This is a genomic window from Mucilaginibacter sp. 320_HR (assembly GCF_059691875.1).
Window position 1 is genome coordinate 273,462 of sequence record NZ_JCAWAI010000003.1, and the last position, 12,692, is coordinate 286,153.

The following is a 12,692-nucleotide window of genomic DNA, read 5'->3' on the forward strand; positions in this document are numbered from 1 at the left end:
ACTAAGAAACAAATATGTTTATACCCAATAAGTTTGTACTTGCCGCCGCAATAGTCGGCGCTACTTTCCTGAGCTTCGACAGTATTGCACAAAAAGCACCTGCCACGGCCGAACTGCCGAAAAGCTGGCATACCATGGACCTGAAGACCGACGGCTATGTTGGCATCAGCCTTAAACAAGCCTACCAATTGGTCGCTGGCAAAAAGAGCAAGTCAGTGGTTATTGCCACTATTGACAGCGGCATTGACACCGCTCAGACAGATATTAAACCTGTTCTCTGGATAAATACCAAAGAGATACCCGGCAACGGCATCGACGATGACAAGAACGGCTATATAGATGACGTACATGGCTGGGACTTTCTAGGTGGACCGGGTGGCAAGTGCGACTTTACCGAAACCACCGAAGAAGTACGCGAGTACAACCGTTTAAAAGGTAAATACCTTAATGTAACTACAGCACCTGCAGGCAGCGAAAAAGAATTTGCTTACTGGGAAAAAGTGAAACTACAGTATGATGAAACGGTAAGCAAATCTACCAAGGAGCTAAACGACCTGCAGCCTGCTATGAACGCGCTGATGGCAACCAGTGGCTACATTAAACGCGCGCTTAACCTTAAAACAGACGGCACTTTCACCGTTAAAGATCTGGCTAAAATAAAAAGCAGTAACGATACCATTAGCCGAAGCGTTTATGTTTGGCAGTCCGTTTTTGAACAGGAAGGCGGTGCTGCCGACAATGCCAAGGTAATTAATGATCTGAGCGAATACCTCGCAAAATTGAACAATGACGTTAACCCAGACCTGGATGCGCGTAAACGCATAGTAGGCGACGACCCTAATGTACAGGATGGTAAACCTTACGGTAACAACATCCTAAAGTTTGAAGATGCATCGCACGGTACAGGCGTTGCCGGCCTGATTGGCGCTGCACGTAATAACAATTACGGCATCAATGGCGTGGCGGATAATGTTAGGATAATGGCTATTAAAGCAGTCCCTAACGGCGACGAGTACGATAAGGATATTGCTAATGCTATACGCTACGCGGTAGATAATGGCGCGCGAGTGATCAACATGAGCTTTGGTAAAAAGCTATCTCCCCACAAAGAGTGGGTGGATGCGGCATTTAAATACGCGGCATCTAAAGACGTGTTACTGGTACAGGCATCCGGTAACGATAACCAGGATGTGGATGCCAAGCCGGAGTTCCCGAATGATATTTTTGCAGATGGCTCTGGTACAGATGCGGATAACGTGATCAGCGTGGGTGCATCAGCCGCAAAGCTGGACGAGAACCTTGCAGGCTCTTTCAGCAACTATGGCAAAAAGAACGTAGATGTGTTTGCACCGGGCGTAAAAGTAACCTCAATTGATAAGGATGCCGAATTTAACACTGCCGATGGCACCAGCTTTGCTTCGCCAATTACCGTAGGTGTTGCTGCTTTGGTATTGGAGTACTATCCAACGCTAACTGCCAAACAGCTTAAGCAAGTGATACTGGAATCGGCCTCTCCGCTTAATGGCACCATGGTGCTTAAACCAGGCACCAAAGAAAAGGTTGATTTTACTACTTTATCTAAAACAGGCGGCGTAGTTAACGCTTACAAAGCTTTAATGATCGCTTCAAAACTTAAAGGCGAAAGAAGTATCTAACGCACCAAATGCGCAATAATAAGAAAGCCGGGCTCGAAACGAACCCGGCTTTCTTATTTCGTACCGTGTGGTCTAAATTGTGATAGCCTTTTTAAACGTTTCATCGTTCTCGTTAACCACCCGGTAGTAAGCATTAATGCCCCATTTAAAACGGGCGGCATTTGCCTTAAGCAATGTGGCAATAGCCGGAGCATCGGCGCCAACATCTTTGGCTTTAACCTCCTTAGACGCTTTTTCCGCATACGATAAAAAGTGCGATAGCGTAGCACTGTTCACCTGGTAGTCTTTTATAAAGCTATCTGCAGTAGGGTACTTTTTAAGCAAAGGCTGCATGGCATCAATTACATAAGCGCTAAATAGCTGGTTAACCAACAGTGCGCCTACCAGCCGGCTTTCGCGTGTGGTATCGTCAGGTACAAAAACGTCTGGCATTATGCCGCCTGCGCTCAGCACCTTTCGCCCCTTTGTAGTATGGTAAGTTGCAGCGCCAACAAAAGCGCTATCCGTTAAGTTGCTTTCTTCAGACAGTAGCTCGCCTTTACGCACCCGCTCGGCCAGTTCATTACGGTAGCTTTGCGCCCCATGTTTATAAGATTTTTGAATGGACCGGCCCGACGGTGTATAGTACCGCGCCACGGTAAGGTTAACTGCAGTACCATCGCCGAAAGGGAATTGCTGCTGCACCAGTCCTTTGCCAAACGATCTGCGGCCAACAATTGTAGCGCGGTCAAGATCCTGCAGGGCACCCGCCAATATCTCACTTGCCGATGCAGAATATTCGTCAATTATAACAGTCAGCTTACCCTCCTCATAAACACCCGAGTCGGTAGCAGTATAGTCCGTGCGTGGTTCATGCGCGCCCATGGTATAAACAATAAGCTTATCCTTAGGTAAAAACTCATCAGCTAACGCAGTAGCAGTGTTCAAGTACCCGCCACCGTTTCCACGCAGGTCTATCACCAGTTTTTGCATACCCTCTACCTTTAACCGTGCCAGCGCCAACCTAAAATCAGCATCCGTAGTTGATGCAAACTTACTTATTTTTATATACCCCGTATTGCCCGTTACATACGCCGCATCCAGGCTGCTTAGTGTAACGTGCCCGCGCTTAATTATAAAATCCTTATACTGCCCCTCTGGTGTAAGCACCGTGAGCTTTACTTTTGAGTCTTTCTCTCCCCTGAAATTTTTACTTACCCGTGCAAGTGTAAGCCCGGTACCAGAGAATGGCTTTCCGTCTACCTCCAGCACTTTGCCACCTGTTTGTACCCCCGCGCGTGCTGCCGGCCCATTAGGGTAAACCATAGTAACCACCAGGGTGTCGCGCAATAACTGATATTCAAGCCCTACCCCATCAAACCCTCCTTGCAGGCGTTCGCTTATGTTACGTGCCTGTTGCGCAGGCAGGTAAACCGAATGCGGATCGAGGCTTTGCAGCATATCGTTTACGGTAACGCCCTCAATGCTGTCGGTATTCACACTATCTACATAACTGCTGTTTACCAGGCCAAGTACCTTTGATATTTTATCTTCTCCGGACGAGGTGGTAAAAAAGCGGCGGCCCGACCGTTTGTCGGTAATAAAAATACCAAGGCCAATGCCAATAAGCAGTAAAATAAGTGTGCGGAATATTACCGCTGCCGTGTGTTTCATCAGATGTATCTACGACAAATTTAATCATTACGCTTCAGCACCTATAATTTATATCATCTTCGTTGCTTTGTGTAATTTTGTTCAATTTTGCTAAAAATACCTGCTAATGGAACGCACTACGGAAAAGGATTCTAATTACACCGGGCTGGAGCATATGCCCCTGGGCGAACTGCTGCGCAGCATTAACAACGAGGACAAAACGGTTCCGCTTGCAGTAGAAAAGGCGATGCCGCAGATAGAAGCACTTGCTGCTGTTGTTACTGAGAAAATGCGTGCCGGCGGCAGGTTGTTTTACATTGGCGCGGGCACCAGCGGAAGGCTGGGTGTGGTTGATGCTTCAGAATGCCCGCCAACCTTCGGCGTTCCTTTTGATTGGGTGGTAGGTATAATAGCAGGGGGAGATACAGCAATACGCAAGGCAGTAGAATTTGCCGAAGACGATACAGAGCAAGCCTGGCGCGACCTGCAGGCTTTTGATATAAACCAAGGCGATGTGGTAGTGGGCATAGCGGCATCGGGCACTACCCCGTATGTGATAGGCGGACTTGAAACCGCTAACGAAAAGGGGATTGCAACCGGCTGCATTGTTTGTAACAGCGGCAGCCCTGTAGCAGGCGTGGCACAGTATCCGGTAGAAGTAGTTACCGGGCCTGAATTTGTTACCGGAAGCACCCGCATGAAGGCTGGTACTGCGCAAAAGCTGGTGCTGAATATGCTGAGTACAAGCGTAATGATACAATTGGGCCGTGTAAAGGGTAATAAAATGGTAGATATGCAGTTAAGCAATAATAAGCTGGTAGACAGGGGGACCCGGATGGTGATGAACGAGACTGGTTTAGACGAGCAAACCGCCGCCAGGCTGTTAAAAGAACACGGCAGTGTACGTAAAGCTGTAGAAGCTGCAAAGTAGTTCGCAGATATGCAAATTCAATAAATGATTAAAAAACTTAAAGCCTCTCCCTTCAGGGGGAGGTTTGGAGGGGGCTTAGGGTAAATGCACGAGATAGAACCATATTATAAATGGCGCGATGATTACATAGCATCGGAGGACGAGCATTCGCCCTTTTACGCCACACAGTATAACGAGTTTGAGTACGATAAGCAGATATATAACTACCTGTTGCACCCGCAGTGGGATTCATTCGGCTCCAATACATTATATATAAAGGTGTTGTACGTAGACTATGACCGCGGGTACAGCATTATAGAAATGATAGGCGAATGGAACGATGCCATTAACAACGACATTATGATGCTCAAACGTGAAATACTGGAGCTGATGATGGATGAAGGGGTGAATAAGTTTGTGCTGATAGGCGAGAACGTATTGAACTACCATTACTCTGACGATAGTTATTATGAAGAATGGTTCCAAGATGTTGAGGATGGATGGATAGCAGGCATAAACTTTAGGGAACATGTGCGGGACGAGTTCAGGCACAGCAATGTTGACTACTACATTAACTTTGGCGGCAGGCTCGACGACCTCAGCTGGCGCACACTAAAACCGCTGCAAGTATTTAAACAGGTAGAGGAACAGCTCCAAAAACGCCTCAATTAATTGATCATCCGCTTGCAAGCTTTAAAAAGTATTACAACATTTACAGCGATTATCACGTTTTAAACTCAAATAACATTTCAATAAAAAAATGGAAACCAAAACAACAAATTACGTTTACGATAGCGTAAGTCATATAGAGGATGCCGAGGCGTCGCGTAAGTTCATTGCAAATGTATTTATGTGGATGTTTGTGGCGCTGGGCATATCATCGGTATGTTCTTACATCTTCGCCTTCAACCCCGACCTGAGCTCGATGTTGAGGAACAACGTTACCGGCCAGAGCAACCTGCTAGGCATAGCCGTTATGTTTGCCCCGCTTATATTTATTATCGTTGCAGGCTCACGCTTTCATAAAATGAGCTTTACTTCGCTAATCGTGCTGTTCATTGCATTTTCGGCAGTAATGGGCATCAGCCTTAGCTACATATTTTACAGGTACTCTATCGGTACTATTTCCAGCGTGTTCATCACGTCGTCAGTGGTGTTCGGCGTCATGGCGATAGGCGGGTATATTACCCATCAGGACCTTACTAAATTCGGTTCTATTATGATGATGCTGCTTGTAGGCATCATTGTAGCCAGTGTACTTAACTTTTTCATGCACAGCGACAGCTTAAGCGTGATCATTAGCTACATAGGTGTTGCAGTGTTTGTAGGCCTTACTGCTTATGATGTTCAAAAACTTAAGCGCCTTGGTGCCGAAATAGGCTACGCCGGCAACGACGCTAAAAAGATGGCCATTATGGGTGCAATAACCCTTTACCTTGACTTTGTAAACCTGTTCCTGTTCATGCTGCGCATATTTGGCGGCGGCAACCGCAGGTAACATTTTATTAACGCTATTTACAAAGGCTGCTCCTCAAAAAGGCAGCCTTTTTTATTCGACATTTTAACCTGTAATTTACCTTATTACTTGCAAATAAAACTGAAAATAGCGTTGCAAAACAGTGTGGTTTTTAAAGAACGCACATCGTATATTTCATGAAAAACTGCTATGGGGTGTTCATTTAAGCATTTTTTACAGGTTTTAAGCAGGTGTTCAAAAACGGGTGTTTAATGGACCGGCACAAAAAAAGCTGAACACTTTTGCAGTTTTGAAGGGTAAATTATCCTAAGGCAACTTCCTTCATAGCGGCAGGCGCGGCCTTGTACAATACAACATTAATTTTCATATTTGTAGTGCTTATGGAGAAAGGCGGAGGGATTAGACCCTGCGATGTCTTAGCAACCTGTGCTTACAAGGTGCTACATTCTACTTGGCCCAAACAACAATGGCCGGGAAAGATAAGCGAAAGTCAATACCGTACACCTGACTTTTCGATATAAGCCGTATATGTAGTTTCGGGTTTGCAGAAGCAGTAATTGCCAATGCAACATGCGTATCTGCATACTGTTAACTGTCAACTGCTCACTGATACAATGGATATTAGAAAAGAACTGGAGAAAAGGATATTGGTGATTGATGGCGCTATGGGCACCATGATACAGCGCTACGAGCTTACTGAGGATGATTTCCGCGGTGAGCGCTTCCGCGATCATGCAAGCGACCTGAAGGGGAACAATGACCTGCTTAACCTTACGCGCCCTGATGTTATTAAAGCCATCCACTGCGAATATTTAGCCGCAGGTGCGGACATTATAGAGACTAACACCTTTAGCACCCAGCGCATCTCCCTGGCTGATTACCACATGGAGGAACTGGCTTACGAGTTAAGTTACGAAGGTGCCCGCTTAGCAAAAGAAGCGGCAGATGAGTACACACAAAAAGACCCGTCAAAACCGCGTTTTGTAGCGGGTGCTGTTGGGCCTACCAACCGTACGGCCTCTTTATCACCCGATGTAAATGACCCCGGCTATCGGGCCGTTACCTTTGACGACCTTGCAGAAGCTTACTATGAGCAGGTACGCGGGTTAGTAGACGGCGGCTCGGACGTATTGCTGGTAGAAACCATATTTGATACACTAAACGCTAAGGCTGCACTGTTTGCCATTGACCGTTACAAGCACGAGTGCAAAGCCGCAGGCAAAGACATGGCCGCCTTCAGGCCTACCGGTGGTGTAATGATCTCGGGTACCATTACCGATGCCTCAGGCCGCACCCTATCAGGGCAAACAGTAGAAGCATTCTGGAATTCGGTTAGTCACGCAAACCTGTTATCTGTAGGGTTAAACTGCGCCTTAGGTGCCAAGGAAATGCGCCCGCACCTGGAAGAACTTTCAGCTAAAGCAGGTGTGTACATATCTGCTTATCCTAATGCCGGTTTGCCTAATGAATTTGGCGCTTATGATGAAACCCCTCATGAAACAGCGCACCAGGTAGATGACTTTATGGAGGCCGGTTTAGTTAACATTGTCGGCGGATGCTGCGGTACTACCCCAGACCATATTCGCTGTATTGCCGAGAAAGCCGCTAAATATCCACCGCGCAAAAAACCGCAAATTGAGCCTTATCTGCGCCTGAGCGGCCTGGAAGCGGTAACACTTACACCGGAAACCAACTTCGTGAATATTGGCGAGCGAACCAACATAACCGGCTCACCAAAATTCTCTAAGCTTATCCTTGCTGAAGATTACGAAGCAGCCCTCTCCGTAGCCTTACAACAGGTAGAAGGCGGCGCGCAGGTGATCGACATCAACATGGACGAGGGCATGATCGATTCGGAAGCAGTAATGGTTAAGTTCCTTAACCTTGTTGCAAGCGAGCCGGATATTGCCAAACTGCCCATCATGATCGACTCCAGCAAGTGGACTGTGATTGAAGCTGGGTTGAAGTGCTTACAAGGAAAGGGTATTGTAAACTCTATTTCCCTAAAAGAAGGTGAAGATAAATTTAAAGAATACGCACGAAAGATACTAAGCTATGGTGCGGCTACAGTGGTAATGGCTTTTGACGAAAGAGGCCAGGCAGATACACTCGAGCGCCGTAAGGAGATCTGCGAACGCAGCTACCGGATACTGGTTGACGAGGTCGGCTTTCCGCCGCAGGACATTATATTCGATCCCAACATCCTTACTGTTGCAACCGGCCTTGAAGAGCACAACAATTATGCGGTTGACTTTATAGAAGCTACCCGCTGGATAAAACAAAATCTGCCGTACGCCAAAGTTAGCGGTGGTGTAAGTAATATATCTTTCTCGTTCCGCGGTAATAATGTGGTGCGTGAGGCAATGCACTCGGCATTTCTTTATCACGCTATTCGCGCCGGTCTGGATATGGGTATCGTTAACGCCGGCATGCTGGAAGTTTACGAGCAAATTCCAAAAGACTTGCTGGAGTTGGTAGAAGATGTGCTGCTTAATCGCCGCGACGATGCTACCGAGCGACTGGTAGAATTTGCCGATACTATAAAATCCAAGGGAAAAGAGATTGTCCGCGATGAAGAATGGCGCAAAGCTCCTGTAGAAGAGCGGCTTTCACACGCCCTGGTCAAAGGCATTGTTGAATATTTAGATGACGATGTGGAAGAAGCACGCCAGAAATTTGCCCGACCTCTGGAAGTTATAGAAGGTCCTTTAATGGACGGCATGAACGTGGTTGGCGATCTGTTTGGGGCCGGCAAAATGTTTCTCCCGCAGGTAGTAAAATCTGCACGTGTGATGAAAAAAGCTGTGGCTTACCTGTTACCCTTCATTGAACTGGAAAAGCAACGTGTTATAGATGCCGGAGAAGATAGCAGCGGCAGTCGCGCTAACGCGGGGAAAGTGCTTATGGCCACGGTTAAAGGCGATGTGCACGACATTGGCAAAAACATTGTCGGCGTTGTACTGGCCTGTAACAACTTCGAGGTAATAGATCTCGGCGTTATGGTACCAGCACAACGCATTATTGAAGAAGCTAAAAAGCAGGAAGTAGACATCATTGGACTGAGTGGCTTAATTACTCCTTCGCTTGATGAGATGGTGCATTTTGCCAAAGAAATGGAGCGTGAAAAGTTCACTATTCCTCTTATTATCGGCGGAGCCACCACTTCGCGTATACATGCTGCCGTAAAGGTTGCGCCTAATTATTCGGGTCCCGCTATCCATGTGTTGGATGCCTCGCGTAGCGTTACTGTTTGCAGCAGCTTAATGAACAAAGACCAGCGCGACGGATACATCCAGGGTATAAAAGATGAATATGCTAAAGCACGGGAAGCACACGCAAATAAAAAGAACGACAAACGCTTTATTAGCATAGAGGAAGCGCGTAACGCCAAGTTCCAGATCAGCCTGGACGGCGATGTTGCTTCAAAACCATCCTTCACGGGAACAAAGGTGATAGAGGACTACCCGCTGGAAGAGCTAGTGCCTTATATTGACTGGACTCCTTTCTTCCACACGTGGGAACTGCGGGGCAGTTATCCAAAAATCTTCGAGGATAAATACGTAGGCGTAGAAGCTAAAAAATTATTTGACGATGCACAGGTGCTGCTTAAGCGAATATTGAATGAAAAGCTTTTACGGGCGAGTGGTGTTATAGGCTTCTGGCCGGCCAACAGCGTAGGTGACGATATAGAAGTATACACTGACGACAGCCGTAAAATACTGCTAACACGTGTTCATACTTTACGCCAACAGGCAGAAAAGGCAAAGAATGAACCATATTATGCCTTGTCAGACTTTATCGCGCCTAAAGAGAGTGGCGTTCCGGATTATTGGGGCGGTTTTGCAGTAACTACCGGCTTAGGTTGTGATGAGTTGGTTGCTGAGTTTGAAGCAGATCATGATGACTACAACAGCATCATGGCGAAAGCACTTGCCGACCGGTTAGCCGAGGCTTTCGCAGAGAAAATGCACGAATTGGTACGGAAAGACTATTGGGGTTACGCTAAGCAGGAACAACTTAGCAACGATGACCTGATCCATGAAAAATACCAGGGAATACGGCCGGCGCCAGGTTATCCTGCATGCCCTGACCATACTGAGAAGACTACATTGTTTGAGATATTAAAGGCAGAAAGCAATGCACATATGCACCTTACCGAAAGCCTGGCAATGTTGCCGGCGGCATCGGTAAGTGGTTTTTACTTTTCGCACCCACAGGCAAGATATTTCGGCTTGGGCAAGATCAGTAAAGATCAGGTAGAAGATTATGCAAACCGCAAAAACATGTCTGTAGACACAGTAGAAAGATGGCTGGGGCCTAATTTAAATTACTAAATGAAGATAACTGAACATATAGCCAACGCGAACGGCAAAACCTTATTCTCGTTTGAACTAATACCGCCTTTAAAAGGCGAAAGCATACAGGGTATTTACAACGCCATTGATCCTTTGATGGAGTTTAATCCACCGTTTATTGATGTTACATCGTTGCGTGAGGACTACATCTACAAACAGCACGACAATGGTTTGCTAGAAAAGCTTGCCTACCGTAAACGGCCTGGTACAATAGCAATCTGCGCGGCTATCATGAACAAGTATAAGGTGGATACTGTACCGCACCTGCTTTGCGGCGGTTTTACGAAGGATGAAACAGAGAACGGCCTTATTGATCTCCAGTTCCTGGGCATTGAAAATGTTTTGGTATTACGTGGCGACGCGCGAAAAGGAGATGCCTCTTTTGTGCCGACACCAAATGGTCATTGTTATGCTACAGATCTGTTGCAGCAGGTGGTAAATATGAATAATGGCGTTTATCTTCATGAGCACCACGAAGGTATTATGAAGAGCAATTTCTGCATCGGCGTGGCTGGCTATCCCGAAAAACACTTTGAAGCGCCGAACCTTAAAACAGATTTTAAATATCTTAAGCAAAAGGTAGACATGGGTGCCAATTTTATTGTTACCCAGATGTTTTTTGATAACCAGCGTTATTTTGATTTTGTAAACGGTTGTCGTGATAATGGCATAACCGTACCTATCATTCCGGGATTAAAGCCAATCACCTCATCCAAGCAATTGGTTACCTTGTCAAAAACGTTCCATATTGACATTCCCGAGGATCTGAGCGATGCCATACAAGAAGCAAAGTTAGAGAAGGATGTAAAAGACATAGGAATTGAGTGGATGATCGATCAATGCAAAGAGCTGGTTAAGTTTGGCGCACCTGTATTACACTTTTACACTATGGGCAACCCTGGCCCTACAAAGCGTATTGCAGAAGCAATTTTCTAACAGCAGCTTATAAGCTTGCTCCTGTCCCGGTAGTAAAGAACATATTTACGCTTACCGGCAGGCGGCCTATTGGCTTAATTTGACCAGTAATAACTTTAACGGCGGCGCGTTGCAGCGGGTCTTCTTTCTGGTAACAGGCAAGTACCGCTCCGGCTTTTTCTATGCCAGGCAGTCCCGCGATGGTATAAGCATTTGCAAAAACGCTGATTACAGAGTTGGGTTTAGCCGCGAGGTCTGCAATCAGCAATTTAACATCGCTGCTATAATCCAGTTTGCTCTGGGGGCGTAATCTGGTATCATGCACGCCAATAAATATCTGATCATATTGCTTTAGAGATGCAAGTATTTGATTAAGCTGAGGCACAGGTGTGTTTTTACCTACTAAAAACAGGGTACTATTTGGATAATGTGCTGCAAGCTCTTTCTGAAACACAGTCCTGTCGGTTACACCGATGCTCACGATAGCGGTTCGGTTGGTGGTATCCTGTTTAAGCAAGCGGCTATCGCCTTTTATTAGCGTTACTGCAGCGTCACTTAATTGCTGTACCAATCGGTAAGCCTCCGGCCTGTTAAGATCTGCAGATAAATTTTGTGGTGCAATGGGAGTGAAACGACTAAGCCCTGCCCAATATTTAGCTGCTAATATCTTTTTTACTTTAGCTTCAAATTCCTCCTTAGATATTTCTCCGTGCCGTACTGCTTTACGTATCAGTTTTTCAGCGTTCTTGGAGTTTTCAGATAATTCCAACAAGTCCACACCTGCCAAAAATGCACGTAAATCTGCTTGGCCATTTGGGAAAAACTTAGTAACACCTTTCATCTCCATAGCGTCAGAGGCTACTATGCCCTTAAACATCAGCGAATCCTTTAGCAATGTAGTTACGATAGGGCGTGATAGTGTAGACGGTAAATTCTTAGTACTATCAAGCGCAGGAATATTCATGTGAGCAATCATTACACCGCTAATACCGGCGTTAATGGCCTCTTTAAACGGATACTCTTCAAGGGAATCCAGCCGCTCACGGGTAAATGGTAGTTGTGGCAAATCTAGATGAGAATCCACATTCGTATCCCCATGACCTGGAAAGTGCTTTGCAACAGCAATAAGACCACCACTTTGCATCCCTCTAAAGTAAGCTATGCCTTTACGTGCTACGTTATATTTATTATCGCCAAATGACCGGTAATTGATAACCGGATTGTTAGGGTTGTTGTTAACGTCTAATACCGGCCCAAAGTTAATCTGTACACCCAAGCGTTTAAAATCTTGCGCAACCATCTGCCCCATTTTAAAAATGAGATTGTTGTCCTGTATGGCGCCAAGGGTCATTTGGTAAGGATAAGAAATTGTTGAATCCAACCGCATACCCAGGCCCCATTCCCCATCCATTGCAATCATCAGCGGTATGCGCGAAAGTTTCTGGTACTGATTGACCAGGTTTGCCTGCCGGCCCGGCCCACCCTGGAAAAAAACAAGGCCGCCAACGTGTTCATGCTGAATTACTTTACCTACTGAGTCAGAGTAGGCTTGCCCGCGGTTGGTGTGGGCTCTTACAAAAAAGAGCTGTCCTATCCTTTGCCGGCGATTCAGTTTATTGTAAACTGAATCCACCCAGTGATTTTGTTTACTGATGGAATCGATAAAACTGCTTTGTGCAAAAGCACTTTCTGCTGAAACCACAATCAGCAACAACAAGGCCGGAAAGATAAGTCGAAAGGTCTTCATT

The 12,692-nt window shown here is 46.1% G+C and carries 8 protein-coding genes and 1 riboswitch; of the genes, 6 read left to right on the forward strand and 2 right to left on the reverse strand.

Translation table 11 applies throughout. From position 1 onward, the window contains the following. The first annotated feature begins 14 nt into the window (after positions 1–14). A complete protein-coding gene (locus AC59GT_RS11765; RefSeq protein WP_497237810.1) occupies positions 15–1,655 on the forward strand; it encodes a S8 family serine peptidase in 1,641 nt (546 codons plus the stop codon). Between the two features lie 72 nt (positions 1,656–1,727). Here AC59GT_RS11765 and AC59GT_RS11770 read toward each other — a convergent pair whose 3' ends face one another. Beyond that, the gene (locus AC59GT_RS11770; RefSeq protein ID WP_497237811.1) at positions 1,728–3,308 is read right to left on the reverse strand and encodes a S41 family peptidase; all 1,581 of its coding nucleotides are present in this window, start codon (positions 3,306–3,308) and stop codon (positions 1,728–1,730) included. 106 nt (positions 3,309–3,414) lie between these two features. Between AC59GT_RS11770 and murQ the strand changes: the two genes are divergently transcribed. From murQ to metF, 5 genes are all read left to right on the forward strand, one after another. Next, positions 3,415–4,218: an N-acetylmuramic acid 6-phosphate etherase gene (murQ, locus tag AC59GT_RS11775; protein WP_497237812.1), complete on the forward strand. Its 804-nt coding sequence runs from the start codon at positions 3,415–3,417 to the stop codon at positions 4,216–4,218. An 84-nt stretch (positions 4,219–4,302) separates the two neighbouring features. Then, entirely contained in the window at positions 4,303–4,869 is a 567-nt protein-coding gene (locus tag AC59GT_RS11780; protein WP_497237813.1) for a hypothetical protein, read from the forward strand. An 88-nt stretch (positions 4,870–4,957) separates the two neighbouring features. Beyond that, positions 4,958–5,695, forward strand: a complete 738-nt coding sequence (locus tag AC59GT_RS11785; RefSeq protein ID WP_497237814.1) for a Bax inhibitor-1/YccA family protein — start codon at positions 4,958–4,960, stop codon at positions 5,693–5,695. A gap of 354 nt (positions 5,696–6,049) precedes the next feature. Next, positions 6,050–6,160, forward strand: a riboswitch (SAM riboswitch). Positions 6,161–6,288: 128 nt separating this feature from the next. Beyond that, entirely contained in the window at positions 6,289–10,008 is a 3,720-nt protein-coding gene (gene metH, locus AC59GT_RS11790) for a methionine synthase (protein ID WP_497237815.1), read from the forward strand. Continuing rightward, positions 10,009–10,965 (forward strand): methylenetetrahydrofolate reductase [NAD(P)H], encoded by a 957-nt coding sequence (metF, locus tag AC59GT_RS11795; RefSeq protein WP_497237816.1) that lies wholly within the window; start codon positions 10,009–10,011, stop codon positions 10,963–10,965. It begins immediately after the preceding gene. Between the two features lie 7 nt (positions 10,966–10,972). Here the strand turns inward: metF and AC59GT_RS11800 are convergent, their stop codons facing one another. After that, positions 10,973–12,691: a glycoside hydrolase family 3 protein gene (locus tag AC59GT_RS11800; protein ID WP_497237817.1), complete on the reverse strand. Its 1,719-nt coding sequence runs from the start codon at positions 12,689–12,691 to the stop codon at positions 10,973–10,975. Between the last annotated feature and the right edge of the window lies 1 nt (position 12,692).